The organism is Clostridium porci (assembly GCF_009696375.1).
GTDB lineage: Bacteria > Bacillota > Clostridia > Lachnospirales > Lachnospiraceae > Enterocloster > Enterocloster porci.
This window is the reverse complement of sequence record NZ_VUMD01000001.1, coordinates 1-26,215: the sequence shown is the minus strand read 5'-3', so window position 1 is coordinate 26,215 and position 26,215 is coordinate 1. Positions and strand designations below refer to the sequence as shown.

Sequence of the window (26,215 nt, the reverse complement as noted above, 5' to 3'; positions counted from 1 at the left end):
TCAGCCTCCCTATATTATAACCCTTGCTTCTTTCCTGTTTTCTCCAGCACTGAACCAGCCAGGAACTTTCCGGCGTTACATAATAACAGCCGGCCATGCAGGCGGCTCCTCCAATATCTCTACCTGTCCCCCAAGCTTTCCCTCTAAATACTCTGCCATGTATGAAATAAATACATGCTCCAGCCCATAATGGCCTCCGTCTATAATCGCCATCCCTCTCGCAGCACAGTCAATTCCCTGGTGATGGCTAATATCTCCCGTCACCAGCGCATGGGAACCGTTTGCAAGGGCTCTTTCTATTTCACTGCCCCCCGCTCCGGGACAAATGGAAATCCGTTCCACCACCTCATCCAAAAGCTGCTGCCCGTATACCACCACAAAGGGAAGGCCAAAGGCTTTCTTTACCTGGGCCGCTAACGTTCTTAGGGTCACAGGAGCATCAAGAAGCCCTGTCTTTCCGATTCCATAGGAAATAGCCTGTCCCCCTGCTTCCACCTCCCCAAAAAGCTCTAAGGGCACACAGCTTTTAAGTCCTAAGCGCTCTGCCCCAAGGTCGGCCATACAGCCGGGAGCAGCATCAAAATTGGTATGCATGGCATAATAAGAAATATCTGCCTGAATCAGCCTGACCAGACGTTTTGTAATAAAATTCTGATCATTGACCTTTTTTATTGGCTTAAAAATAAGGGGGTGATGGGTCAGAAGCATATCCGCCCCGGCCTGTACAGCCGCCTCGATCACCTGATCAGTGGCATCCAGGGCAATATAAATTTTCTTAACCTCTTTATCGCTTCTGCCTGCCAGCAATCCTGGATTATCCCATTCACAAGCCCATTCCTCAGGCGCCAGCCCCTGGAGAAGATCGATTATCTCAACGCATTTCATCCTGTGCCTCCTTTATCCATAGCAGCTCCTGTTCCAGAGCCTTACAGGCTCTGGACTGCCCCTCTGTCATTGGTTCTGACCCGTCGCTCTTAAGGCCATTGTATATTCCCTTTATCCTGTGCATTTCCTTGTCCAAGTACTCCTTAAGAACCAAGTCCCTTTTCTCCATCAGCCTGGCCCCATATAGATATTCGATTTGACGCTCATACCTCATATGCCCCCGTCCCGCGCTGATAACAGTATAGAATTTGCCTTCTTCCTTAACCATGGCCTCGTCCAGTATCACAAAGCCGTTGGCCTCCAGGTAACGTCTTACCTGCTCCAGCTCCGAATGAGGCGAGAGGAGCCAATGGCTCACGCTGTCCCACATATGGCGGCCCTGATCCAGAATACGGATTTCCAGCTCACCCCCCATGCCTGCCATAATAACGGTATCTGCCTCGCCGGGCTTTAGCTCCTTTAAGCCGTCGCTTAGCCTGGTCTTTACAGGACACGGCCTTTTGACATTCCTGGCAGCCCATTCCTCATACTGCCGTATATGCTCCCTTGCCCTCTCCAGAGGACCCGTTCTTACATCCATAGCCAGAGCCGATCGTATTTTTCCCGTCTGTGCCAGATACACCGGCACATATCCATGGTCTGTGCCGATATCTGCAATCCGGCTTCCTGGCTTTACAAAGTCTGCAACCTTCCTCAGCCGCCGGGACAGCTTGACAATTCCCTGGCAGCCCTCTTTTTCATTCGCTTTCATCTTTTTATGATTCATCCAGATAATCCTTCAATTTTTTGCTTCTGCTGGGATGGCGCAGCTTCCGCAGCGCCTTGGCCTCTATCTGACGGATTCGCTCTCTGGTTACCTTAAACTGCCGTCCCACTTCCTCCAGCGTTCTTGGGCGGCCGTCATCCAGGCCGAACCGCAGCCTGAGTACCTTCTGCTCTCGATCCGTAAGGGTTAAAAGCACCTCCATCAGCTGTTCATGAAGAAGGGTAAAGGCAGCGGCGTCCTGGGGTATCAGCACATTGTCATCCTGTATAAAGTCTACCAGATGGCTGTCCTCCTCCTCTCCGATGGGCGTTTCCAGGGAAACTGGCTCCTGAGACATTTTCATGATCTCAGCTACTCGCTCCACCGGCATCTCCAGCCTGGCTGCTATCTCCTCTGTGGTTGGCTCCCTGCCCAGCTCCTGAAGCAGCTGGCGGGAGGTACGGACCAAACGGTTAATAGTTTCGACCATATGGACGGGAATCCGAATGGTCCTGGCCTGATCCGCGATGGCTCTGGTAATGGCCTGGCGGATCCACCAGGTAGCATAGGTGCTGAACTTGTAGCCCTTTGTATAATCAAACTTCTCCACTGCCTTAATGAGCCCCAGATTGCCCTCCTGAATCAAATCCAGAAACTGCATGCCGCGGCCCACATACCGCTTAGCTATGCTTACCACCAGACGCAGGTTAGACTCAGCCAGACGCTTCTGAGCATCCTTATCGCCCAGCTCCATCTTCTTTGCCAGCTCAATCTCCTCCTCAGTAGAGAGCAGGGGAATCTTTCCGATTTCCTTCAGATACATGCGGACCGGATCCTCAAGACTGATTCCCTCCGGCACAGAAAGATCCAGATGCTCCACATCGATCTCCTCTTCCTCCTCCAGATCCTCATCCAAAAACAGCTCAGGGTCTAAATCTCCTTCGGCATCTGACCGGAGCACATCCACCTTGTTCTGATCCAGGAAATCAAACAGCAAATCCATCTGGTCGCTGGTAGGCTGCTCCTTGCCGAAGCTGCTTATAATCTCCCTGTATTCCAGAACGTTTTTTCTTTTCCTGGCTTCCTTCAGCAATGCTGCCATTTTCTCCTCAAATACTGTTGTCCCTTCCATATCTGGTCCATCCTTCCTATGAAATGCTGTTTAATCCAGGGAAATATGCAGCTGCTTTAAGGCTGCCTGCTGCTTGATAATTTCCTGCAACTGCGTTATATCTTTTGCATTACGGCTGGCCACGTCCAGACTGTTTTTCCTTACCTTCATTACAGTTTCTGCAAATGCTTTCTTTTGCTCTTCATTGCTCAGAGATTCCTTAAGGCTGGCATTGAACAGGGCTGCCACCTCTTTATACTGATCCTCGTCATTAATAAAGCGGCTGAGTATAGCGGCAGGATTCAGATTCCCCGCTTCATGGCCCTCAAACACCATTACCGCCACCTGGTGATACAGTTCTTCCACAAAATCATCTGCGGTAATGATTCCCCTGATTTTTTCAAACAGCTCCTGATTCTCTATGAGCCAGGTAAGAAGCAGTCTCTGGGAACGGCGTATGCCGTCCTCTCTGTCCGGCTTTCTCACCTTGCCCTGAGGGTCTCCGCTATAGGAGCGATACCTCCCCTCGCTCTCTCCCCTGCCGTAGCGCCTGCCCGCCCCGTCTGCTTCCATCCTCCGCGCTCCAGGCTCTGCCGGCCATTCCACTCCGCCTGCTTCATGAAGGCTTCCGTCCCAGTTCAGGCTATCTCCCGCTTTCAGTCCTAAGGACATACCCATTCGGTTTACCAACCCCCTAAGCTCGTCTGGATGAATCATCTGCTCCCTGGCAACCGCCTGCAGATAATTCTCCCGCTCCAGCGCTTCCCCAAACCGCAGAAGCCTTCTGGCAATCTCCTGATAGAAGGTAGTTTTCTGTTCCGGATCATTCATATGGTAATTTTCCTTTAGTACATCTATCTCAAATATAAAGCTGTTTTTAGCCTGATCGATCCTCTGCTGAAATGCCTCAGGCCCCATATGCTTGATAAACTCGTCCGGATCCTTGCAGGGCTTCATGTCCAATATCTTACAGGAAATACCTGCGTCCTTCAAAACAGGGATGGCCCTCAGGGCCGCCTTAGTGCCTGCTTCGTCGCTGTCATAGGTAAGAACGACCTGATCTGTATACCGCTTCAGTACATTGGCATGCTGGCTGGTAAAAGCGGTTCCCAGGGAAGCCACTGCATTGGTAAAGCCAGCCTGATGCAGAGAAATAACATCCAGATATCCCTCGCATAGCAACAGATAGGATGCCCTGGATGTCCTTGCATAATTCAAGCCATAAAGATTGCGGCTTTTATCAAAAAGCCGGGTCTCAGGAGAATTTAAATATTTCGGTTCCCCCTCACCCATCACCCTGCCTCCGAACGCGATTACCCGGTTATTCACATCCATAATGGGAAACATAACCCGGTTCCAGAACTTGTCCCTTCCTCCCCTCTCCTCCAGCGTTACAAGCCCCGTGTCCTTAAGAAAGCTGTCCTCATAGCCCTTATCCTTAAGGAAGCGGTACAGATCATCGCTGGTCTTATTAGAATAGCCCAGTCCAAAGTGGACAATCGTTTTATCCGTCAAGCCCCTTTTATCGTGGAAATACTCATATCCATGCCTTCCCTGGGGCTGCTTTAGCTGGTAATAAAAATAATTGGCAGCCAGCTTGTTCACCTCCAAAAGCCTGGCTCTGTACTCCGCCTGGGCTCTGGCCTCCTTGCTGTATTCCATCCTTGGCAACGTAATTCCCGCCCGATCCGCTAACATTTGAAGCGCTTCCTGGAAGGTATAGTTTTCATACTCCATTATAAAGGTAAGCACATTTCCCCCTGCTCCGCAGCCAAAGCAGTAATACATCTGCTTCCCTGAGGAAACCGAAAAGGAAGGGGATTTCTCGTTATGGAAGGGGCACAGTCCAAAATAATTTGCGCCCTTTTTCTGTAGCTTCACATAACCCGAAATCACATCTACTATATCATTGTTCATTCTTACTTCTTCTATCAGCTCATCAGGATAGTACACGCAGCCGTCTCCCTTCCGTTCCTTTTCATTTATCCTCTGTTCTGAAAATCCTGTGGAAAGCGCATTTCTGCCTCGCCTCCTTACAGGCCGAGCCTGTCTTAATATACGTTCCATCGCTTTGGAACGAACAGTTCCTCAAACTGGTCGATGGCATAGATATCGCTCATGCCCGCAATGTAATCACAGACAACCCGGGACTTTTTCTCGCCTTTATTTACCATAAGAAGAAGGTATTCCACCGGCAGTTTGTCTACATGCTTCATGTAATAATCATAAAGCTGAGATATCATCTGCTGGGCCTTGCCCTCCTCCGCCTTTGGTATGTCATTTTTGTATACATTCTCAAACATCCATCTGCGAAGCCCTCCCATGGCTTCCTCCATGCCGTCAGACATGATGATTGCCGGCTTATCCATACTGTTTATAATAATGTCATGAATCAGATTGTTCAGCCGCTCCCGAACGCTTTTTCCCAAAACATCTGTAAATACAGCCGGAATCTGTGCCTCTGTAAACATTCTGGCCCGGATCGCGTCATCAATATCATGATTAATATAGGCAATCTTGTCCGATAAGCGTACAACAGCCCCCTCTAAGGTGGAGGGCTGTCCTGTGGTACGGTGATTTAAAATACCGTCCCTCGTCTCCCAGGTAAGATTCAGCCCCTTCCCATCCTTTTCCAGAATCTCCACAATGCGTACGCTCTGCTTATAGTGGGAAAAGCCGTCCTCACAAATATGATCCAGCACTGCCTCGCCGGAATGACCGAAGGGCGTATGGCCTAGATCATGACCCAGTGCAATGGCTTCTGTCAGGCTCTCATTCAGGCGCAGAGATTTGGCAATGGTTCTGGCAATCTGGGATACCTCCAGAGTATGGGTCAGTCTGGTGCGGTAATGATCCCCCTCCGGCGCCAGAAATACCTGAGTTTTATGCTTAAGCCGCCGAAATGCCTTGCAGTGAAGAATCCGATCCCGGTCGCGCTGATACTCAGGCCGGATATCGCACGGAGGCTCCGGTCTGTCCCTGCCTCTGGTTCTGCAGCTCAAGGCAGCATAAGGGCTCAGTATCTGTTCTTCCAATGCCTCCATTGATTCCCTGATATTCATCCTCCCACTTCCTGTCTCTATATATTATATTGTTATTCCTGCTATTTTACTACAAAATTTACACTCTGAAACCAGTATATCACAAATTCTGACGATTTCCTAGATCGTGTCTGAAAATTCCACCTGGGCCTTCCGCTTTTAAAAACAGCCCCTTTACTCAAAAAAATAAGAGCCTGATTTCAACACAGCACAGGCTTACTCTGTACCGTACATAGCGCTTCTCTGACTTCAATCGTCACAGAGCAGCACCGGCAAAATCAGGCTCTTATTTTTCTTTTAATTCGTAAGGCTTACCTGCGGCTATAACTGCGCAGCACCTCTTCCAGCCGAGGATAAGCATAAGCAAAAAACTCCCGATAGCCTTCGCAGAAATAATTTTTTCCACTGGTATCTGCCGTTACAGGCTCCCTGTGGCGTCTACAGCCTCCCCGGCATAAATTTCTCCATTGGCAGAGCCGGCAATTTTCAGGCAGGCGCCTGGACCACTCCATAAAGCCCAGCTTATCTCTTCTTTTGTCCATCTCCTCAAAGCTGTCTTTTGTGATATTCCCCAGCCTCCATTCATCCAGAGCGTAAAAATCACAGGGATAAACGCCACCGTCCGCCTCAATCACCCACTGGCGGCCGCAGACTCCCTGCATTCCGCAGCTTTCCGGCCACTGCCCTGCCATAATCATCATCAGATTCTCAAAATAACGGTTGTATACATACCTTCCAGCCATCATATCCATATACCATGGATCAAAAACGCTTTTTAAGAAATTCCCCAAGCGCTGAGGCGTCAGAGAATACTCCTGACTTCCCGGCTCTTCTCCGATGGGGTCCAGGCACTCAATGTACTGCTGGAAGGTAAACCTGTTTTTCTTAAAGAACTGATAAAGCTTCTGCCCGCTGCGTGCGCTTTGAGCCGTCACCACCGTAAGGATATTATAATCCACTCCCTTCTTTTCCAGAAACCGGATTGCCGCCATCACCCGGTTGAAGGTGCCCTTGCCTGCCGCGTCCAACCGGTAACGGTCATGGATTTCCTTCGTTCCATCCAGAGAAATACCAACCAAAAAGTGATGCTTTGCAAAAAAATCCGCCCATTCCTCGTCAAGCAAGCAACCATTGGTCTGAATCGAATAATGAGTTTTTACATGCTTTGGATTTGGATGAGAAGCTACATAGTCAACCAGGCCGCGGTAAAAATCCAGTCCCGCAAGGGCCGGCTCTCCTCCCTGAAAGTTAAAGACACACTCCTTGTGAGCGTAGGCCAGGGCCTTGTCAACAATGCAGGACATAGTATCGCCGCTCATCATCCCATAGGAAGCGACCATACGGTTTTCTTGTTCATTTGCATAAAAGCAATACCGGCAGCGAAGGTTACAGTTTCCAGAAGCCGGTTTTATCAGCAGGCTTAATGCAGGCATATGTTTCATATTCTCCTTATATACAGCAATTAAGGGTGTCCCCAAAATCACCAAAGCACAAATTTCCTGGAATCAGAATCGTTCTTCAGAGCTCTCCCCTTCTATGGAAAAGCCGGCCTTTACCTCCTTTTTTAGACAAAGCAGTTCCCTGACCTCTAAATCCCCTGCTTTTTATATCTGTCTGCCATCTGCTCCAGAGTTACCAGTTCTACCTCCGGCCCTTTTCCGTAGCTGCCGAATTTCACGATCAGGGTTCCGACTACCTCCTTTACGCCATCCTCTATGCACTTGCAGATTCTCGCCACATCCTCGTCCGGCACATTACCATACATCACTGTATCCATAATAGGCGTAATAAAAACACGGGGATCAAAGGCTGACTTGTTCTTTTCCAAAAGCTCATAAACAGCCCCGATAGAGGCGCTGTTTCTTAAGGTCTTTTCCTTATCAAACAGTTCCTTCATATTTCGCGTTACAGCAAGGCGTATATCTGTATCCACATTAATTTTATTGATGCCGCAGTGAGATGCCTCAATTAACTGATTAACGTCAATACCATAGGTATTCGTCAGCTCACCTCCCAGCCCGTTAATCTCGTCAACAATGTATTGTGGAACGGTGGATGAACCGTGACTTACCAGATAGCCCTCAATCCCCTCATGGCGCATGCATTCCTTGATAGCGATGGCAATTTCCTTGCGGATGACCGCGCCCTTTCCCTTATTTGCCCCATGCATGGTTCCATAGCTAATCGCAAGGGCGTCCACTCCCGTCTTACGGAAAAACTCGATTGCGCTGAGTGGATTGGTATAGGTGCTGTCTGCCGAAAACACATGATCCTCCACACCGGCCAGTACCCCCAGCTCTCCCTCTACTGAAACTCCGCGCTCATGGGCATATTTTACAACCTCTCTGGTAAGCTCTACATTTTCCTCAAAGGGAAGAGAGCTTCCGTCGATCATGACGCTGGTATAGCCCCCTTCAACAGCTGCCTTGCAGGAATCCAGATTCTTTCCGTGATCCAAATGCAGAGCTACCGGAATGGGGCTATCCATACCGTATTTTTTTACCGCTTCCGCAATATTCTTAGCTCCCCTTTTTTTATCCTCCAAATCAGCATTCATAAAATCCGTGCGTCCGCCCATAAATCCGTTGGCGAGATCCGCTCCCTGAAGAATGGCCGGGCTTCTGAACATCTCGTGAACCTTGATCACCGCCTTTGCCTGGCATACCGCATTTACATTAAATGCCCCCTGGGCAAAATCATTTCTGTCGGCAGCCTCTAAGATTACTCTCATTGGTACTAACATTTTATTTCCTCCATTTCAATCTGTTTGACCTTCATTTTCTAATAACATTTTATCTTTCAAACTACCCTGTCCCTTTTCATCTGCCCTGTTTAAAACAGATGTCCGATGTTCAGTTCCCGGATAATCTGTAGGATCTCTTTCGTTCTGCTGCACCCAAACTTACGGAGCAGCCCCTTGATCTGGGTCTTGACCGTACTGCTCTCCACACAACGGATTCCAGCGATTTCATTGACCTTATACCCTTCCAGCAAAAGCTTGATCAGCTCCCGTTCTGTTCCCGTCAGCTTTGAAATATTATTAATAAAAAACAGCAGACTACGCTCACTTTTTTGCAGCCTTGCATATTCCTGCATAATCGTCTCATGGATTCTGCTCTGCATAACAGGATGTCCTTCCATAGCGGAACGGATGTGATAGAGGATTTCCTCCTCCCCGCAGCCTTTCACCAAATAGTCAAGAGCTCCGGCTCCCATGGCAGTCACTATCATTTCCCTGGTCTCATGGGCTGTCAGAAAAATCACATTAGCATCCGGCTGCTCCTCCCGGATTCTTTCAGCTGCAAGGATTCCCGCATTCATCTGCTCCATTTCAATATCCATCAAAATCAGGTCATATTCTGTCTCTCTGGCCAGGGCCACGATTTCCCCTCCCGTAGAAGCCTCTCCTGCCACTACCATATCATCCTGCCTTCCGATAAGCTCCGCCAGATCTTCCCGAAGCAGCGGAAAATCATCTGCAATTAAAATCCTGATTTTATCCGTCATAGCCTGTCAACAGTCCTTTCTGAAACTCCCATCCCTCTTCCTCTCCGGTGGAAGCAGTCTCTGTCACTGGTATTTCGGCAGCAGAATATAAAAGCTGCTTCCTTCTCCGTCCTTACTCTCTATCCGCAATGTCCCCAAATGGGATTTCACAATTTCTCTGACATAATACAGACCCATGCCCCAGTTGGAGTTAGAATTTTTACTGGAATAAAATGGCTCAAATATTTTCTTTAACTGGCTCTTGGTCATTCCCCTTCCATTATCCCTTACCTCAATCACCGTATAGAGCCTTTCATTATGGGCAAGAAGAGAGATATTTCCCTGGCCGTCGCGCCCCGCTTCCATTACCGCCTCCTGGGCATTTACCAATAAATTGTAAAGGGCCTCGCATAGATGAACTCTGTCTGCCAGGATCTCTGTGACATCTCCCAGATCCCACTTTACCTTCGCCTCAGGATATTTCGTATGAAAACGCTCTATGGAATTTTCCGCAATCTCCGAAAGCCGTACTGGAACCATATAAATTGCATTTGACTTCACACACCGGTATAGCTCCTCCATGCGCAAAAGCATGGCGTCATTAAATGCCTCCAGCGTTTTTACATATTCCTTCAGCCTTTTGTAATCCAGCTCAGGTTCTTCATAAAGCTGGTTGATTCGCTTAAAAAGCACTCTGCTGGACAAAAGCTGATTCTTCATGCTGTGGACAAAGGTGGAGGCCCCAACCTTTGCAGTATCAAACTTCCGCTCCATCACAATCTCTTCCTTGCTGGTTTTAAAATTCCCTCTGGTATAGCGTCCAATGTTATAAAAACCGAGGATACAGCAAATAATGCTGGTCAACACCAGAAGAACATAGCTTCCCAGAGAAGGATCGATCTGCATGTAGCCAATTCCCTTATTCCACGCCCCAATGGAGCTGTAAAAGTGGTATACCTGCCCTGGGTCCTGCTGATAGTAGAGAATATAGATACCGGTTAACGCCGCCATGCTTGCGGCAATCTGGCTGAACTGCCTTTTGCAGAATTTCATGGTAATAGACTTATACTCATAGGCCAGCAGGAACAGGGCGATCCACAGATAAAGAGTCATCCACACAAGAGCGCCTCTCTGGATGATCTTTAACAGCTGAGGGTGAAAGGTCAGTCCCATACGGTAAAGAGGCGGGAAATACAGGAGCAGCGTAATACCGGGCAGAACAAAGGCTGCCTTTTGTATCCACGTATTCTTCCGGATCACCGGTATCATGGAATAGCTCATGGCAAGCTCTATCAGAAAAAAGGGGAAAAGGGTTCTTCCTACTGCAATCAAATATCCAAGCTGGTTCAATGTAATCAGAAAAAACTGGATTTTTGTCTGTATGACTCTGGAAAAATACAGAAATTGCAGCACCTCCTGAGAAAGCCCTCCCTTTTTGGCAATAAAAATCATCACTCCGCATATTTCCAGCATCAGGCTTAGACATAATCCAAACAGCTGGATTGACTCCCTGCTTCTCTTTACGCACAAAATCAGAACAGACGCAACCACTAATCCAACTGTCAGTATAATCAGCATAGGAACTCACCCCTAATATCCTTACCTCTGAATTTTACCATAAATAAACCTATTTTCCTACTATATCTTTTTGAAAAATTGCTTTTCTGCAGGCGCAGCAGGCCATCTGCTCCTTGCCGTGTTCCTACTTAGGAAGATTTGCCACAAACTCTGTAAGCCGGATGTTAATATCCGGGTGATCCTGCAGCAGGCTGACTGGGAAATGAGCGGTCTTTTCTCCATAAGCGGCATGTCTTACCACGCTTCTGTGCCAGTCACGGAAGCATCCAAGCCTTATTTTTTTCGCATGGAAGATTTCGTTCATACCGATAGTAATACAATAATTAGGCATATCGTCCAGCGCTCCGTTTAAATCTCCGATTGAATTAACGGCCCTGGTCTCTTTGGAAATCTCTAAAACCCTTGTGTGAAGCTGCAAAAACGCTTCCGGACTTATATCCTCACGGGCCTCGTTAAAGGCCACATGCCCGTTGATGCCAATGCCTCCAAAGCAGGTATCTACTCCGCCCAGCCGTTGGATTGTCTCCTGAATATAGGCAGGATTTTTCGGATCCGGAAAGATTCTCTGCTGCTCAGGCATTACAAGCTCCGGCCGAATCCTTGTATAGACAGAGCGCTCCATAAATCCCCTAAAGCTTAGTCTATGCTCCTTGGGAATCCATTCCTTGTCATCCGTCAGATACTCATCCATATTGATAAACCAAACATTTTTTAAGCTGATCCTCTCTTCGTTCACCCGCTCCACAAAGTAGGGGTACTGGCCCACAGGGCCTACCGGGCAGATATAAACCGTGCTCTTTCCCCGATCATTGTTCCGTTTGATCTCCTCTGCCATCTCCTTTGCCATTGCCTGAAAGACAGTCTGATTATCCTCCATTACAATCAAAGGAATTTTCGGCGCTCTCAGCAGTTCTTCTTTTGTAAAGTAATAATAATCATGCATGTTGCTTCTCCTTACATCATTTCCCTGAATAGGAATATAGAGCTGCCAAAAAGCAGCTCTACCATCCCGTTATTGGTTACAGTATTTCGTTACAGCTGCTGTTTAATAATTTCCAGCCTCTACCATGACATCCAGCAAAACATAATCAGATACTGCCGGATCTCCTTCTACTGCGCCAGCGTCGATAAAGTTCTTCTTTTGCAGCTCGTAGTAGCCCTCTACCTTTCCGTCTGCCGCTCCTGCGGAAACCTCTTTTCCTGTCAGCCACTGCGCATCTCCCCGCTGCTCATAGACAGTTGCTTTATCCTGTGCCACCTGCTTTGCTACTAATTCCGCAGTTTCTTCCTGATGCTCAGTTGCCGCATAGTCCATAGCCTTAAATAACGCTCTTGTAAATCTTACAAGGACATCTCTGTTTTCAGAGGCATATTTCGGCATAGCAATCCAGCTTGCCAGGGATACCGTCTTGTCAGAAAAGGTCATATTATCCGTAAGCTTGGTGGCTTGCGGCATTTCCTCTAATATTTTCAGGCTGTTAGGAGACCATGTTGCGCATGCGTCAACGCCGCCTGAAAGCATTGCGGTTACGATTGCTGATGCGTCCATGTCCACCGCCTCAATGTCCTTCATTGTCATATCTGCGCTTGCCAGTGAGTTTACCAGAATATCCTCGCTGGAACTGCCGGAAGAATAGGCAACCTTCTTACCTGCCAAATCTTTAATGGAAGCAATGCCGGGACCTCCAATCAAAGCGTCACCGTTTGAAATATGGGATAAGGCAAAAATCGTCGCCTGGCCGTTAATCGCAAGCTTATGGGCACCCTGTCCAATATATCCGATATCTATACTTCCCGATTCCATTGCAGCGATAATCGTAGGGCCGTCCTGGAATTCCGTCAGATTTACGGTAATTCCCTCCTTCTCCAGATAACCCTGCGCAATGGCATTCTCAATGGCCCACAAGCTTCCGTAGTTGGGCATGTAAGCTACATTCAGAGTAACCGGTTCTGCTGCAGGAGCCGCTTCCTGTGAGGACGATACTTCCTTTGCAGAAGCCGCTTCCCCTGTGGTGGTTTTCTCTGTCTCTGCCGCTGTTGTCTCCTGTGCCCCGGCAGGAGCCTTCTGAGCACCTTGGCAGCCAGACAGCATTCCTGCTGTCATAGCCGCTGCCATTAACAAACCTAATGTTTTCTTTTTCATATGACGCTTCCTCCTTTAATAAAATGAAAATTTGCTGCTGGGGTCAGGAACTTCTCTCCTCTCCCCACACCTTTTAAGCTGCTTTGTCATCAGCTTTGGCATTCATGCTGTCATTTTCTGACTTCCAGGTATTCCTGATATACCTGACCCCAGATATGATTTTTCAGTTCCAGAAATCTCGGTGTCATCTTAGTCTCCTGGGTACGGGGATATGGAATATCAATATTAACGATTTCCTTGATACGTCCTGGTCTCGCACTCATGATAATCACCTTCTGCGCCAGAATAATCGCCTCATCCACATCATGGGTGATAAAGAAACAGGTCTTTTGCTCTTTTTCCCATGTTTCCAGCAATTCTGTCTGAAGCTGGGTTCTGGTCTGTGCGTCTAAGGCCCCAAAGGGTTCATCCATGAGAAGCACAGAAGGGTTTACCGCGTAAGCTCTGGCAATCGCCACACGCTGCTTCATACCGCCGGATAGCTCCTTGGGATAGTGGTTGACAAAATCCTCCAGCTGTACCATCTTGATGTACTTCATGGCTATATCTTCTGCTTCTTTTCCCTTAATCCCCTTTAAATTCAGGCCAAACATAACATTTTTCTTTACAGTCATCCATGGGAACAGCGCATACTGCTGGAACACAACGCCCCTTTCGGTTCCCGTACCCGTAACCTCTTTACCATCGCAGTACACCTTTCCAGAGGTAGGCTCCGAAAGTCCTGCTATAATATTAAGCAGCGTGGACTTTCCACATCCAGAAGGCCCCACAACACAAATAAATTCATTTTCCTTAATATCCAGACTTACGCCGTTTAATGCAATCATTTCACCATTTCTGGTGTCAAAAACCTTTCTGACATTGTCGATTTTGAGCTTTATACTTCTCTCTTCTCCTGCCATCCTGTAAACTTCCTTTCTAAGAATTTGACGACTTTTTCAACAATCATACCGATAATACCAATCAAAATGATGTACAGAAGCATCGGCTCCGATTCAAAGCTGTTATTCAGGGATCGGATTCTCATTCCCAGCCCCGCTACCGCGCCAGTCGATTCCGCCGCTATAAGTGTAGTAAGAGCGGTAGAGCTTCCCAGACGGATTGCCGTTATGATAAACGGTAAGGTAGCCGGAGCAATGACCTTCAGGAAAATATCCTTGTCCGTAGCTCCCAATACCCTTGCAGCCTTTATCAGCGTCTCGTCTACATTGACCACGCCCTGATAGATCGTAACAGTCATAATCAAAAATGTAGCAATCGTGATAACTATGATCTGGGCCTTGCGTCCAACGCCTGCTGATAAAACAACTAACGGCACATATGCCAGAGGCGGGATGTTACGGATAAACTGAATCCACGGTTCGATAATATTTCTCACCGGCTTATACCAGGCCATAAGAATTGCCACAGGCAGGGACAGCGCAAATCCAATGGCAAAGCCTGCTGTTACGGAGATTAAGCTGCTGGAAATATCCGCCCACAAAACCCCCCTGTTTATCATTGTTCCGATTGCATGCAACGTTACGATTACATTGGGAAAGCTTCTTGCGGTCTTTGGATTCAGCGAAAGCAGATACCACACTACCATTGCCACCGCAAAGGAGATAAGCAGCCACGCCCATCTGGGAATCCCTCCGGTTTTGCTTTTTTTATTCATACGACCTCACCTTTCTTTGGTTTTTCATTTGTTAATCTCAGTTTATCATTTTTCTGATATTTTTTAAGGTGGAACTTTTTTCATCCTTTTTTCCTTGCATCCTTCTGCTGGCGGACAAGCTGGCAGACGGAGCAGCCTGTCTCCACTGTAGTCTTTCTTCCTACGGCTTCCGCCCTCCCGGAAGGCAAAGGCTTCTGCTGTAAAAAAAGGACCCCTTCCCCAGAAACATATCATCCTCTGGATAAAGAGTCCTTCCGTCGCCTGTTCCCCTGCTCCCCTATGCCGTCTCTATGGTTTTACAGCATAGAGCTTTTCTTTCTAACCTCTCAGCCCTTCTTCCCAGCAGGCAGCTGTTTCGATTCCCCTAAGCCTTTTGCCGGACCGCTGGACTCTCTCACCGCCAGCTCAGCAGAAAAAAGAATATGCTCATAGCCCTTCCTTCCTGCAATCATGTCAAACAAAAGCCTGGCCGTAGTCTTTGCCATATCCTTCACCGGCTGCTTCATGGTAGTAATCGATGGGTTGTAGTATTCAGCCATATCAATCCCATCAAAGCCAGTGACAGATACATCCTCTGGGATTCTGACGCCTGCCTCTACCAACGCCCGGCAGGCTCCCACGGCAAGGATATCCGCAGTAGCGAATATTGCCGTAAAGGGCTCTCCCGAAGCAAGCAGACTTCTTGTAGTGAGATAGCCGTTTTCCATTGAATAGTGCTCTACATCATCCTCCACCCGGCGTATCAGATTTTCATTCACCGGGATTCCCTTCTCCTTTAATGCCTGCGTATATCCCTCCAAACGAAGCTGTCCGATGCTGTTGATCTCTGTCTCCGCAGACAAGATCGCAATATTCCTATGCCCCTGCTGGAGCAGATAGGCCGTCATAAGATAGCTTTCCCTCCGATCATCCACAGACACGCTGGAATAGAGCGCGGGACTAATGTGTTCCGGCACTGCCGTACCAATGGTGCTAAAGATATAAGGAACCGTCAGCTTATGAATCCTCTCCTCCGAATGTAAAAAATAACCTCCCAGAAATATAATTCCCTTCAGACGCTTTTCCTTAACCATCTCAATGGCCACTTCCACCTCATCCTCATTATATTCCACATGCTTTAGCTCCAGAGAATATTTTTCCCTTTGCGTCTCTTCCTCAATTACCTTTATCATGCCGCCAAAAAGCGGATTGGCAATGCCCTTTATCAAAACGGCAATCCGATCCGATTCTGTTCTCTTTAAATTTCTGGCGCTGTTATTCGGTACAAAGTCATACTCTTTTATCACCTTCAGCACCCTGCTTTTGGTTTCAGGATTAATATCAGGATGGTTATTAAGCGCTCTGGAAACGGTACTCACTCCCACCCCGCATAGCCTGGCAATATCCTTAATTGTTAACTCAGACATACCCCTTTCCTCCCCGTTGCTCTTTGCCTCATGTCACAGGAACACCTCTCACTTATCTGCTATCTGCCATACAGCTTTGTCATTCCTCTGATTTTCTGCGCGATCCGTTCATCCGTTTGTCCGGGCAGCAGACGCCACCTCCAGTTATTCCCCACTGTGGAAGGAGTATTAATCCTGGCTTCGCTGCCCAGCCCCAGATAGTCCTGCATGGGAATTACCGCAGTATCTGCCACGCTTGCCAGGGCGCTCCGTATAAATTCCCACTGAACCCCCTGATCAGTCTTTAGATTCAAATACCGCTTTGCAAATGCTTTGTCCTGTTCATTCAAGGTGTTATACCAGCCAATTATTGTATCGTTGTCGTGGGTACCTGTATAGACAATGAAATTCTTCGTATAATTATGAGGAAGATAATCGCTTTCCTCCCTGGAATCAAAGGCAAATTGCAAAACCTTCATCCCCGGATATCCAGTATCCTTAACCAGTTTTTTTACGCTCCCCGTCAAAAAGCCCAGATCCTCAGCAATCACCGGCTTATCCCCCAGCTTCTCCTTCATCCTTTTGAATATATCATAGCCCGGCCCCTTTTCCCAATGACCATATTCCGCCGTAGGCTCTCCGTAAGGGATAAAATAGTATTCATCAAATCCCCGGAAATGATCGATTCTTACAATATCATACAGCTGATAGCAATAGGCAATCCTCTGTGTCCACCATTCATAGTCCGTAGCCTTATGGTATTCCCAGCGGTACAATGGATTCCCCCACAGCTGCCCCGTAAGTGAAAAGGCATCCGGCGGACATCCGGCCACTCCCACAGGCCTGCGTCCCCCGTCCAGCTGGAACAGCTCCGGGTTTGCCCATGTATCCGCGCTGTCAAAGGCCACATAAATAGGAATATCCCCAATAATTTCTATGCCTCTTTCATTGGCATAGGACTTAAGGGAATTCCACTGTTTCGTAAACAGATACTGCTGGAATTTATAAAATTCCACTTCCTCCTTATATCGTTCTTCGTAAACATTCAAAGCTTCAGATCTGCGGAGTCTGATATTCTCCTCCCATTCAATCCAGCATTTCTCCCCAAAGGATCTTTTTACCGCCATGTAAAGGGCATAATTCGGAAGCCAAAAGGCATTTTCCTCTTTAAATCTTATAAAATCCTGCTCTGCATGTATTCCGCTCCGCTCATAAGCCATCCGCAAAGCTTTCATACGAGACGAATATAGCTTTTCATAGTCCACATACATCCGGTTATCACCGAAATCATAGGAGGAACATTCCTCTTTGGTCAGCCATCCCCTCCCAATCAATTCCTCCAAATCAATATAATATGGATTCCCTGCAAATGCAGAAAAGGATTGATAAGGGGAATCTCCATAGCCGGTAGGGCCAAGGGGCAGTATTTGCCAAAGCCTTTGTCCGGCAGATTGAAGAAAGTCCACAAATTCATATGCCTCCTTAGAAAATGCGCCAATACCGTATCTGGAAGGAATACTTGATATAGGCAACAATATGCCGCTTTTTCTCATGATAATTAAAAGCTCCTTTCCATAGCTGCCTTCACACTAGCCCTTTACCGCTCCGGCAACAACGCCCTGGATAATATATTTCTGACATACCAGATAAAAAATAATAATGGGGATAATCGACAAAACAAGCATTGCCATCAGCGCTCCTAAATCCTTATTTCCATTGGAGCCAACCAGCATCTGAACTACTACCGGTATGGTCTTGTATTTTGTGCTAACGCCGATGATCAGGTAGGGAAGCAAAAAGTCGTTCCATATCCACATTGCATTTAAAATCGCCACTGTAATTGCGGTAGGCTTTAAAATAGGAAATACCACCCTGAAAAATGTTTGCAGAGGATTGCACCCATCAATCAGAGCTGCCTCTTCTATCTCCAGAGGGATCGTCTTGATAAAGCCCACAAACATAAATACCGAAAGACCAGCGCCGAATCCTAAATACAGAATACACATTCCCAGCGGATTTCGCAAGTGAAACCTGTCTGCCAGACTAGTCATGGTAAACATTACCATCTGAAAGGGCACAATCATGGAAAATACAAACATATAATACAGGAGTCCAGCGTACGTTGACTTTACTCTGGCAATATAGTATGCTGTCATGGACGTAAATAAAATAATCAGTATAACAGAAACGACCGTGATAAAGAATGACCATCCGATCGCCTTAAGCAGACCTGTCTTAACCAGCCCGTTCACATAATTATCAAGTCCCGCAAAGGTTTTGCCGTCCGGCAGTCCAAAGGGATCGGCGCTGATGAAAAACTTTCCTTTGAAGGAGTTATTCAGAATGAACAACAGCGGATAAAGAATCGCCATTGCAAATGCGCATAAAAATGCAAAGACCATTCGGTTGGAACCTTTGCTTTTGTTTGAAGTCATGCTTGCTCTACCTCCTTGCTTCTTGTAATAGACAGCTGCAGCAATGCAATGGCCGCGACTATGATAAAAAACACCACGGCCTTTGCCTGCCCTACGCCCTCATAGCTGGTTCTGCCATAGAAGGTTTCATAAATATTCAGAGCAAGCATCTGGGTTTTTTTCATAGGCGCTCCGTCCGTAAGGGCCTTGTTCTGATCAAACAGCTTAAAGCTGTTTGACAGGGTCAGGAACGTACAGATGGTGATGGAGGACATTACCAGAGGAATTTTCACCCTGATTAAGGTCTGCCACGGCGTAGCTCCATCTATATTTGCCGCTTCAATCAAATCCGTTGGTATATTCTGAAGCCCAGCAATATAGATAATCATCATATATCCTACCATTTGCCAGTTCATAAGAATAACCAGGCCCCAGAAGCCAAATTTTGCGTTGGACACAATGGTCGTTCCATATTTATATAAAACAGCATTGATCATCTGCTGCCAGGTATAGCCAAGAACAATGCCCCCGATTAAATTCGGCATAAAAAATACGGTTCTGAATAAATTGGTTCCTTTCATTTTTCTTGTGAGCAATACCGCGATTGTAAATGCCAGCAAATTGATTGTCAAAACACTAACTACCGTAAATGCTGCCGTAAAGCCCAATGCTTTTGTAAAACCCTGTCCTTGAGAAAAGGCTGTTTTATAATTGTTAAGTCCCATCCATACCGCGTTTTCTACCGTTGTGAATTTGCAAAATGAAAGATATATTCCCTGCAGAAAGGGAATCATAAAAGCAAAGGCAAAGGCTGTCACTGTAGGCAGGGTAAAAATAAGAGCATATCGTTTTAATGTTTTTTCCATCATCCATCCTCCTTCCGAATCATTGCCACCATCAGTTATGCCGCTTTTGAAAGCGCAGGTAAGCTCTGATGAAAAGAAATTCTAAGCCGGCATGGGTTGCTGGCTTAGAATTTCCTTTGTCGCCATTTAAATTTCTTTTCTACTGGACGATCGCAGCTTTTTCTTCTGCCCATCTGGCAACCACCAGATCCTTTACCTCATTCCATGTCATATTTCCGTTGCAGTATTCCAGTAAAGCCGCGCCAAAATCATCCTTAAAAGCCTGGCTGGGGAAGGTCGTAAAATTCCAGGTTATGCTTGTTTTTCCGCTGTCCATATAACGGTACATTTCTTTTGCAAGAGGATCGGAAGGCTTCTCATCATCACCAAAGGTTGTAAAGGGCGCTGCGTTGCCTAATTTATTTACCATATAATCCTTTCCTTTATCGGATGTGATCATCCAGTTCACAAAATCCAAGGTTGCTTTCTGATCGGCTTCAGAGGCCTGACTATTTACACACCAGAAGTTTTCCGTACCAGTGCAAAGGCCCTGGTTCTCTTCTCCTTCTATCCCTGTATAAATGGGCATGAATTTTATGTCCTCTTCCTTTACCACATTGCCTTCTACCTCTGAAATCTGGCTCCAGGCCCAGTTGCCGTTCTGTACCATGGCGCACTCTCCCAAAGCAAACTCAGCCATAGAATCAGTTACTGCCTTGCTTCCAAGCAAACCGGGAGCGCAAGTAGAATTATTGATATACAAGTCAAAGATATTCTTATAGTTATCGGAATAATAGAAGGTCAGCTTTTCCATATCGCTTACATGGTTGTCCCTGTATTCATAATAGACCGGAATATTAGCAAGGTGCGTCTGCCATCTCCAGTCCTCCCCGGGAAGAAGGGAGGTAGAGGCAAACACGCCCTCAATACCCAATTCCGGCTTTTTTAACGTCATATCTTCCACAACCTCTTTTAATTTGGCAAAGCTGTTGATTGCATCTACACTGGCTGCCTTGGCGCCTTCCGTTGCAAAGTACGCCCTCATAATTGCATCATTATAAATGATGCCATAGGACTCAACCGTATAGGGTATGCCATATACTCCTCCATCCTCGCCCTTTACTGCAAGCTCCTTATCGGATAACGCATTGTACAGCTCTGTATTCGTCAGATCCAGGCAGTAATCCTTCCAATTTTGATAGCCCACAGGCCCGTTGATCTGGAACAGCGTAGGAGCCTTTGAGCCAGCAATCTCAGATTTCAGCACTTCTTCGTACGTGCCGCTTGCCGCAGTAACGACCTTAAGCTCTACTCCTGTCTCTTCCTGGTACGCCTTCGTGATTTCCTGCCACTGTTCATCTACTTCAGGCTTGAAGTTTAAATAATATACCCTTCCGGTTTCTGATGAAGCGCTCGTTTTTCCCACAGCTTCCTGCGCCGCCGTCCCGGTTGCGCTGTGATTGCCGCTGCATCCGGCTAACCCGGAAGTAACCATTGCTGCACAAAATAATGCACGAATCAGTTTCTTTTTCATGATGACACCTCTCCTTTTAATATATTTAATTGTATTTTCATAATGCTACACGGATTTTTTGCTATCTCACGGCAGCAGCAAGGGCAAAATCCACAGGATAAACCAGCCAGTTTCATGTGATTCTTAAATATGGAAACTGGCTTCGGTATCGTTATCGGCAACGTTTCCATTGTGACATTAGTATAGCATACTGTTCTTTATTTTGCAATATTTATTTATATTTACTTATCTCAGCTCTTAGATGATGATCATGAATGCTTTCCTGTACTTTTCTTCTGTCCCCATTCCATAAATGTTCTTTTCGTAGAATTAAGGATTCTTTTCAATTCTAATGTTTACAGGTTTTATTGTGAGATTTCCTTTACCGTTCACTGTATACCATTTTCCCCTTTGTAACTTTATTTTTTTCTGATACACCAGATGTAATATAGCCTATCGTATAAGTTTTTCCAGTCTCAACATCTGTAAATACTACATCGGTATCGCAATCTCCAGAAACTCTAACTACTCCAAATACTGGCTGTATCTATTCTTCTGTAAGTGATGCTGCGCTCATTTCTGCAAGCGTAAATGTATGTGCTCTTTGAATTTCAAGATACAAGCTAATTGCTCCTAACTTTTTCTACAAAGCTGCTGAAATGGCTAGAATTTCATCTGTTGATGTGGTATCCTAAAAGCAAGAATCCACCACACAGTTCTATTGGAGTCAAGACGGCACTTTCAACAATCGCTCAGAATAAATTAGGAAATCTAATGGTATTAAGTTTAAGAAGCCAATTCCATCTTCCGTTCAGGGCATCACGGTTCCGGTGTATTCCTTGGATGACCGGGAGGAGTAGGCATTCGAATACCAATTTCATATTTTAACCGGAAACCATATATCCTCAAGCAAAGGAAGAAGTGCCAATGATGATAGGTACCTAATTTCTTCCTTGCAAGGAGCACTTAAAATAAAGAAATGAGAAGCAATTCCCGCGAAGGAGCGGATTGCAATAAATCAATCATAAATAAAAGGAGGTATCATCATGGAACAAACATTTTACATCTGCAAACATTGTGGGAACATTATGGCAAAAGTGAAGGATTCCGGCGTACCCGTAGTATGCTGCGGAGAAAACATGACAGAGATCATTCCCGGAACAACCGATGCTGCCGTGGAGAAGCATGTACCTGTATATGAAGTGAAAGGGAATCTGGTTTTCGTTACCATTGGTTCTGCAAAACACCCCATGCTGCCGGAGCACTATATTGAATGGGTATCCCTCCAGACCAAACAGGGAAATCAGCGCAAAGCCTTATCTCCGGGAGACGCGCCAAAGGTCTGTTTTGCCCTCTGCGAAGGAGATGAGGTAGAAGCGGTTTATGCTTATTGCAATTTACATAGCCTCTGGCAAGGATAATGGCAAAAAGCATATGGACACAGGAGGGAAGGCTTTCAAATGGCCTTCCTTCCTGTTTTTACGCATGTATACAAATTGACGTCCTTATTACCCTTCATCCGCGTACATGTCCGGCACAAAGAAAATCGCCGCCTCGAAAGGCAGCGATCTCGTTGTATACATTACTTATTCTTACGTTTCTTTCCAATTCAAAAGCAATGCAGAGTTGACAATAACAAGCACCGAGCCTGCGTTATGTACCAGCGCACCAAAAACGGGTCCAAGTAATCCGGTAATCGCAAGAGCAATAGCAAGGAAATTCAATCCCATTGAGAATGTCAGATTCACCTTGATCGTAGCCGTCATTCTTTTTGAAAGAGAGAGCAGGTGTGGCAGTTCTTTGATTTCATCATCTACGAGAGCAATATCTGCGGCATCTACCGCAATAGCACTACCGGCGCCGCCCATCGCAATACCCACATTCGCTTTCTTAAGAGCGGGCGCGTCGTTGATACCGTCACCGATCATACATACCACATCTCCGTTCTTTTGGTAACTGTCGATATGGTTTAATTTATCTTCGGGCAAACAATTAGCGTGTACCTCTCTGATATCGAGTTGAGCTGCAATAGCATCTGCGGCATTTATATGATCGCCCGTAAGCAATACAGGCTGAACGCCAAGTTTGCCAAGCGCGGCAATCATCTGCTTGCTTTCTTCTCTGACTGTATCGGAGAGAACGATATATCCTGCAAGAACATCATCAAGTGCAACATAAATAACGGTGCTCCCTTCGTTGAGATATTCACCTGCGCTGTCTGAAAGGTCTTTGGAAATTGTTATATCTTTCAGAAGTTTCAAATTTCCTGCTTTTACAACCTTTCCGTCGACAGTCGCAGTGACACCCTCTCCCGGATTCATCTGAAAGCTACCGCAAGAGGGAATTTCCTTACCGTAGCAACGAACCATGGCTTTGCCAAGAGGGTGTTCGCTCAACTGCTCGGCAGCGGCGGCATAAGCGTAAATATCATCTTCTCCATAATCGGAAACGGATTTTACGGCAGTAACCTTTGGCGTGCCGTAGGTCAGTGTACCCGTTTTATCAAATGTGATCTTAGACACTTTGGAAAGCCGCTCTAAGGCATCTCCCTCACGAACAAGGAAACTGTGTTTTGTGGCATTGCCGATTGCCGCCATAATTGCAGTAGGAGTTGCAAGCACCAACGCACAAGGGCAGAACACTACCAGAATTGTGACCGCACGTATCACTTCACCCGTAAACGCCCAGGTCAGACCTGCGGCGGAAAGTGCAATAACCACAATCCAAGTTGCCCATTTGTCTGCAAGACCAACAATGTTTGCCTTTCCTGCATCAGCAGACTGAACGAGCTTGATCATCCGCTGGATGGAACTGTCCTCGCCAACCCTTGTGGCTTTCATTTCAAACGCACCGAACTGATTCACAGTTCCCGAAGACACCTCATCTCCAACCGTTTTATCTACGGGGAGTGATTCTCCCGTCATAACCGCTTGGTTTACAGAGGTCTGCCCCGAAAGGATAATACCGTCAACGGCAACCCTTTCACCGGGAAGAACTCGGATCCTATCTCCAACCTTTACCTGCTCGGCAGGGATAACTTTTTCAACGCCGTCAGCGATCAGTCTTGCTGTCTGCGGTGTAAGATGTACGAGCCTTTCAATGCCCGCTCTCGCTTTTGCAACGGTTAGATCTTCAAGCAGCGCTCCAAGCTGCATAATGAAAGCAACCTCGCCTGCGGCAAAGTCCTCCCTAATACAGATGGAAGCGATAAGAGCCAAAGATACAAGCACATCAGCTTTAATGTCAAAAGCAGTCATAAGACCAATCATGGCTCCCATTATAATCGGCACACCGCAAAGGAGAATGGCAACCCACGCCGCGTCAAAAGGCAAGGGTATCAAATCAAACATGCTTATAATGAGTGAAAGACCTCCGAGAACAAGGAACACAATATCTTTCTTTATGCCGCCAAGTTCCATAAAAGCTTCTACTTTTTCGATCATCTTCTTCATTCAAAGCCTCTTTTCTATACCTATCTATACCTATGGGGGTATTCCTATATTATACCCATATGGGTATCAGATGTCAAGGTATTCAAAAGAAAAAGACAGTCGTAATGACTGCCTTTCACAAAAAGGGTTTGTTTTATTGCATATTTGCAAAACGTTCTACTGCCTTGGTAAATTTCTCAATGGTTTCATCTGCATCGCCGTGCTCAATACCGTCCTTTACACAATGCTTAATATGACCTTCGAGCACAACCTGACCGGCTTTGTTGAGGGCAGATTTTGCAGCGTTTATCTGAGAAAGAACGTCCTCGCAAGGAACATCCTCGTCAATCATTCGATCAATGGCTTGAATTTGCCCGATAATCTTTGCAAGTCTGCGGTGCAGATTTGCGGAATCCATACATTGTTTCATATTCTAATCTCCATACTATTAGGGGTATGTGTATTATAGCAATTTTTCATGAAAAAGTCAATGTTACACAACCCCTATGCGATTGATCTTTTTGTCATTAATAGGATATAATCTTAAATAGATAAAATAACTTTTGCTTGTATTCAATCGAAGGAGAATTCGCACTTCTTCTGAGAACGCCGATTCCGCCAGCCCCCCTTAATCCCTGCGCATAGGGGCGCTTCACACCCGTAAATACATAAAGCAAAGGAGCTATCACAATGAGAAGCGTCACACAACTGAACCTGCAATATGAGCACCGCTTTTATGTCTTGATATATCCTTGAAAATAAGTAGATTTTTTGATGGATTTCCTATATAATAAAAGCAGTTAGCTGTGTATAACAAAGTGAAGTACAGGAGGTTATGTCTTGGGGATTATCAAACAGTTTTTTAACAACACCAGAAAGCCAAAAGGCTGGATGGGAAAAGTGATGGTCAGAAGTATGAATCAAGGCCATGCCGCTGTTTCGGATTGGGGGCTTTGTCATCTTTCAGCCTCTACTGTGTCCGCCTCTATGATTGCGGATTTCGGCTGTGGCGGGGGCCGCAACACCGAAGAGCTCTTAAAACGATTTTCTTCGGCAACGGTCACAGCCCTGGATTATTCCAAGGTCGCTTGTGATAAAACAAAGCAGCTCAACCGGCATGAGGTACGCACAGGGAGATGCAAAATCGTGCAGGGCGATGTGTCCTGCCTCCCTTTTGAAGCGGAGACATTTGATGTTATCACCGCCTTTGAAACCGTCTATTTCTGGCCAGGGCCAGCAAAAAGCTTCCGGGAGGTCTGGCGGGTGCTCAAACCAGGCGGAACCTTCTTGATCGTGAATGAATCAGACGGGACCGATCCGGCAGGCGAAAAATGGACGGGCATCATCGGCGGGATGTGTATCTTCACCCAGGTGCAGCTGAGGCAATTTTTACAGGAAACAGGCTTTTCCAGGATAACCGCATATATAAACCAAAACCGCCATTGGCTTTGTATCCTGGCAGAGAAAGAACCATCTATGTAGAAATCGTAAGCAAATGCTCAAGCGGATTTGATTAAAAGAAATCTATTTTTGGTTCCCCCAATATCTATCTATGAGTTTATCGCACCATAGTCAAACAGAAACGATCATTCGCCCCCACCGTGGGCACATCCTTCCCAACGTTCTGGCAGCCCCGTGCGAATCCCTTTTGACGCAGGCCGCTTGCCGCTGCGCTTAGAAGTGCGGCGGCAGCCTGCGCATTGGTATATCGAAACATCACCGAGACGTAGCTGCGGAGCGCAGGGAGATATTCTTCTCTCCTATTGTCTAGATTCGCTTTTCCGGGCCACCACCACAAACCGCCCATTTTCCGTATGATAGCTGCACGTCACAAGGGTCAGCAGCGTGTCCCCATATTCCGCTGTTTCGCCCGTATCGTACAGGGAGGCCGCAGCCACGTTGTCCACGTACTGGGAAAACGACCCAGGATCGCTCAGATCCGGATAGGCATAGAAGCGGAACACGTCCCTTTCATCCTGGT

22 protein-coding genes and 1 pseudogene are annotated in these 26,215 nt (G+C 46.7%); 2 read left to right on the top strand and 21 right to left on the bottom strand.

Annotated elements, in window-relative coordinates; translation table 11 throughout:
* Positions 1 to 75 precede the first annotated feature (75 nt).
* From FYJ39_RS00115 to FYJ39_RS00030, 18 genes are all read right to left on the bottom strand, one after another.
* Positions 76 to 885 carry a Nif3-like dinuclear metal center hexameric protein gene (locus tag FYJ39_RS00115; RefSeq protein WP_154470455.1) on the bottom strand — a complete coding sequence of 270 codons (810 nt, stop codon included), beginning with the start codon at positions 883 to 885 and terminating at the stop codon, positions 76 to 78.
* Positions 872 to 1,651: a tRNA (adenine(22)-N(1))-methyltransferase gene (locus tag FYJ39_RS00110; RefSeq protein WP_154470454.1), complete on the bottom strand. Its 780-nt coding sequence runs from the start codon at positions 1,649 to 1,651 to the stop codon at positions 872 to 874. Before FYJ39_RS00110 ends, FYJ39_RS00115 begins: the two co-directional genes overlap by 14 nt.
* Positions 1,641 to 2,762 (bottom strand): RNA polymerase sigma factor RpoD, encoded by a 1,122-nt coding sequence (gene rpoD, locus FYJ39_RS00105; RefSeq protein WP_154470453.1) that lies wholly within the window; start codon positions 2,760 to 2,762, stop codon positions 1,641 to 1,643. Before rpoD ends, FYJ39_RS00110 begins: the two co-directional genes overlap by 11 nt.
* Positions 2,763 to 2,792: 30 nt before the next feature.
* A complete protein-coding gene (dnaG, locus tag FYJ39_RS00100; RefSeq protein ID WP_178258712.1) occupies positions 2,793 to 4,694 on the bottom strand; it encodes a DNA primase in 1,902 nt (633 codons plus the stop codon).
* A 98-nt stretch (positions 4,695 to 4,792) separates the two neighbouring features.
* Positions 4,793 to 5,803, bottom strand: a complete 1,011-nt coding sequence (locus FYJ39_RS00095) for a deoxyguanosinetriphosphate triphosphohydrolase (RefSeq protein WP_154470451.1) — start codon at positions 5,801 to 5,803, stop codon at positions 4,793 to 4,795.
* Between the two features lie 290 nt (positions 5,804 to 6,093).
* On the bottom strand, positions 6,094 to 7,215 hold the full coding sequence (locus FYJ39_RS00090; RefSeq protein WP_154470450.1) for an anaerobic sulfatase maturase: 1,122 nt from the start codon (positions 7,213 to 7,215) through the stop codon (positions 6,094 to 6,096).
* Positions 7,216 to 7,370: 155 nt separating this feature from the next.
* Positions 7,371 to 8,525, bottom strand: a complete 1,155-nt coding sequence (locus FYJ39_RS00085; protein ID WP_154470449.1) for a class II fructose-bisphosphate aldolase — start codon at positions 8,523 to 8,525, stop codon at positions 7,371 to 7,373.
* Between the two features lie 89 nt (positions 8,526 to 8,614).
* On the bottom strand, positions 8,615 to 9,289 hold the full coding sequence (locus tag FYJ39_RS00080) for a response regulator transcription factor (RefSeq protein ID WP_154470448.1): 675 nt from the start codon (positions 9,287 to 9,289) through the stop codon (positions 8,615 to 8,617).
* A 63-nt stretch (positions 9,290 to 9,352) separates the two neighbouring features.
* Complete coding sequence (locus FYJ39_RS00075) at positions 9,353 to 10,846, bottom strand: sensor histidine kinase (RefSeq protein WP_154470447.1); 1,494 nt, start codon at positions 10,844 to 10,846, stop codon at positions 9,353 to 9,355.
* A gap of 124 nt (positions 10,847 to 10,970) precedes the next feature.
* Positions 10,971 to 11,789, bottom strand: a complete 819-nt coding sequence (locus tag FYJ39_RS00070) for a sugar phosphate isomerase family (RefSeq protein WP_154470446.1) — start codon at positions 11,787 to 11,789, stop codon at positions 10,971 to 10,973.
* A 102-nt stretch (positions 11,790 to 11,891) separates the two neighbouring features.
* On the bottom strand, positions 11,892 to 12,989 hold the full coding sequence (locus tag FYJ39_RS00065) for an ABC transporter substrate-binding protein (RefSeq protein WP_154470445.1): 1,098 nt from the start codon (positions 12,987 to 12,989) through the stop codon (positions 11,892 to 11,894).
* 110 nt (positions 12,990 to 13,099) lie between these two features.
* Complete coding sequence (locus FYJ39_RS00060) at positions 13,100 to 13,891, bottom strand: ABC transporter ATP-binding protein (protein ID WP_154470444.1); 792 nt, start codon at positions 13,889 to 13,891, stop codon at positions 13,100 to 13,102.
* Complete coding sequence (locus FYJ39_RS00055; protein WP_154470443.1) at positions 13,867 to 14,646, bottom strand: ABC transporter permease; 780 nt, start codon at positions 14,644 to 14,646, stop codon at positions 13,867 to 13,869. The genes FYJ39_RS00060 and FYJ39_RS00055 overlap by 25 nt, the downstream gene beginning before the upstream one ends.
* Positions 14,647 to 14,972: 326 nt before the next feature.
* Positions 14,973 to 16,052 (bottom strand): LacI family DNA-binding transcriptional regulator, encoded by a 1,080-nt coding sequence (locus FYJ39_RS00050; RefSeq protein ID WP_154470442.1) that lies wholly within the window; start codon positions 16,050 to 16,052, stop codon positions 14,973 to 14,975.
* 59 nt (positions 16,053 to 16,111) lie between these two features.
* A complete protein-coding gene (gene malQ / locus FYJ39_RS00045; protein WP_154470441.1) occupies positions 16,112 to 17,584 on the bottom strand; it encodes a 4-alpha-glucanotransferase in 1,473 nt (490 codons plus the stop codon).
* Between the two features lie 36 nt (positions 17,585 to 17,620).
* Positions 17,621 to 18,466, bottom strand: a complete 846-nt coding sequence (locus tag FYJ39_RS00040; RefSeq protein WP_154470440.1) for a carbohydrate ABC transporter permease — start codon at positions 18,464 to 18,466, stop codon at positions 17,621 to 17,623.
* Positions 18,463 to 19,311: a carbohydrate ABC transporter permease gene (locus tag FYJ39_RS00035; protein WP_154470815.1), complete on the bottom strand. Its 849-nt coding sequence runs from the start codon at positions 19,309 to 19,311 to the stop codon at positions 18,463 to 18,465. Before FYJ39_RS00035 ends, FYJ39_RS00040 begins: the two co-directional genes overlap by 4 nt.
* A gap of 139 nt (positions 19,312 to 19,450) precedes the next feature.
* Positions 19,451 to 20,824: an ABC transporter substrate-binding protein gene (locus FYJ39_RS00030; RefSeq protein ID WP_154470439.1), complete on the bottom strand. Its 1,374-nt coding sequence runs from the start codon at positions 20,822 to 20,824 to the stop codon at positions 19,451 to 19,453.
* A 1,025-nt stretch (positions 20,825 to 21,849) separates the two neighbouring features.
* Between FYJ39_RS00030 and FYJ39_RS00025 the strand changes: the two genes are divergently transcribed.
* Positions 21,850 to 22,224, top strand: a complete 375-nt coding sequence (locus FYJ39_RS00025) for a desulfoferrodoxin family protein (protein ID WP_154470438.1) — start codon at positions 21,850 to 21,852, stop codon at positions 22,222 to 22,224.
* A 171-nt stretch (positions 22,225 to 22,395) separates the two neighbouring features.
* Here the strand turns inward: FYJ39_RS00025 and FYJ39_RS00020 are convergent, their stop codons facing one another.
* Positions 22,396 to 24,255 (bottom strand): heavy metal translocating P-type ATPase, encoded by a 1,860-nt coding sequence (locus tag FYJ39_RS00020; RefSeq protein ID WP_154470437.1) that lies wholly within the window; start codon positions 24,253 to 24,255, stop codon positions 22,396 to 22,398.
* 133 nt (positions 24,256 to 24,388) lie between these two features.
* Positions 24,389 to 24,664, bottom strand: coding sequence for a metal-sensing transcriptional repressor (locus FYJ39_RS00015; RefSeq protein WP_154470436.1), 276 nt, complete (start codon positions 24,662 to 24,664; stop codon positions 24,389 to 24,391).
* A 410-nt stretch (positions 24,665 to 25,074) separates the two neighbouring features.
* Here FYJ39_RS00015 and FYJ39_RS00010 point away from each other — a divergent pair, with 410 nt between their 5' ends.
* Positions 25,075 to 25,716, top strand: coding sequence for a class I SAM-dependent methyltransferase (locus FYJ39_RS00010; RefSeq protein WP_154470435.1), 642 nt, complete (start codon positions 25,075 to 25,077; stop codon positions 25,714 to 25,716).
* 278 nt (positions 25,717 to 25,994) lie between these two features.
* On the opposite strand, the pseudogene FYJ39_RS00005 reads toward FYJ39_RS00010, so the two are convergent.
* Positions 25,995 to 26,215 (bottom strand): annotated as a pseudogene (locus tag FYJ39_RS00005) (class B sortase); the annotation flags it as partial.

Bases quoted from the DNA above. Each gene is read 5' to 3' on its own strand.
- FYJ39_RS00115 (WP_154470455.1), bottom strand. From the start codon at position 885: ATGAAATGCGTTGAGATAATCGATCTTCTCCAGGGGCTGGCGCCTGAG.
- FYJ39_RS00110 (WP_154470454.1), bottom strand. From the start codon at position 1,651: ATGAATCATAAAAAGATGAAAGCGAATGAAAAAGAGGGCTGCCAGGGA.
- rpoD (WP_154470453.1), bottom strand. From the start codon at position 2,762: ATGGAAGGGACAACAGTATTTGAGGAGAAAATGGCAGCATTGCTGAAG.
- FYJ39_RS00095 (WP_154470451.1), bottom strand. From the start codon at position 5,803: ATGAATATCAGGGAATCAATGGAGGCATTGGAAGAACAGATACTGAGC.
- FYJ39_RS00090 (WP_154470450.1), bottom strand. From the start codon at position 7,215: ATGCCTGCATTAAGCCTGCTGATAAAACCGGCTTCTGGAAACTGTAAC.
- FYJ39_RS00085 (WP_154470449.1), bottom strand. From the start codon at position 8,525: ATGTTAGTACCAATGAGAGTAATCTTAGAGGCTGCCGACAGAAATGAT.
- FYJ39_RS00080 (WP_154470448.1), bottom strand. From the start codon at position 9,289: ATGACGGATAAAATCAGGATTTTAATTGCAGATGATTTTCCGCTGCTT.
- FYJ39_RS00075 (WP_154470447.1), bottom strand. From the start codon at position 10,846: ATGCTGATTATACTGACAGTTGGATTAGTGGTTGCGTCTGTTCTGATT.
- FYJ39_RS00070 (WP_154470446.1), bottom strand. From the start codon at position 11,789: ATGCATGATTATTATTACTTTACAAAAGAAGAACTGCTGAGAGCGCCG.
- FYJ39_RS00065 (WP_154470445.1), bottom strand. From the start codon at position 12,989: ATGAAAAAGAAAACATTAGGTTTGTTAATGGCAGCGGCTATGACAGCA.
- FYJ39_RS00060 (WP_154470444.1), bottom strand. From the start codon at position 13,891: ATGGCAGGAGAAGAGAGAAGTATAAAGCTCAAAATCGACAATGTCAGA.
- FYJ39_RS00055 (WP_154470443.1), bottom strand. From the start codon at position 14,646: ATGAATAAAAAAAGCAAAACCGGAGGGATTCCCAGATGGGCGTGGCTG.
- FYJ39_RS00050 (WP_154470442.1), bottom strand. From the start codon at position 16,052: ATGTCTGAGTTAACAATTAAGGATATTGCCAGGCTATGCGGGGTGGGA.
- malQ (WP_154470441.1), bottom strand. From the start codon at position 17,584: ATGAGAAAAAGCGGCATATTGTTGCCTATATCAAGTATTCCTTCCAGA.
- FYJ39_RS00040 (WP_154470440.1), bottom strand. From the start codon at position 18,466: ATGACTTCAAACAAAAGCAAAGGTTCCAACCGAATGGTCTTTGCATTT.
- FYJ39_RS00035 (WP_154470815.1), bottom strand. From the start codon at position 19,311: ATGGAAAAAACATTAAAACGATATGCTCTTATTTTTACCCTGCCTACA.
- FYJ39_RS00030 (WP_154470439.1), bottom strand. From the start codon at position 20,824: ATGAAAAAGAAACTGATTCGTGCATTATTTTGTGCAGCAATGGTTACT.
- FYJ39_RS00025 (WP_154470438.1), top strand. From the start codon at position 21,850: ATGGAACAAACATTTTACATCTGCAAACATTGTGGGAACATTATGGCA.
- FYJ39_RS00020 (WP_154470437.1), bottom strand. From the start codon at position 24,255: ATGAAGAAGATGATCGAAAAAGTAGAAGCTTTTATGGAACTTGGCGGC.
- FYJ39_RS00015 (WP_154470436.1), bottom strand. From the start codon at position 24,664: ATGAAACAATGTATGGATTCCGCAAATCTGCACCGCAGACTTGCAAAG.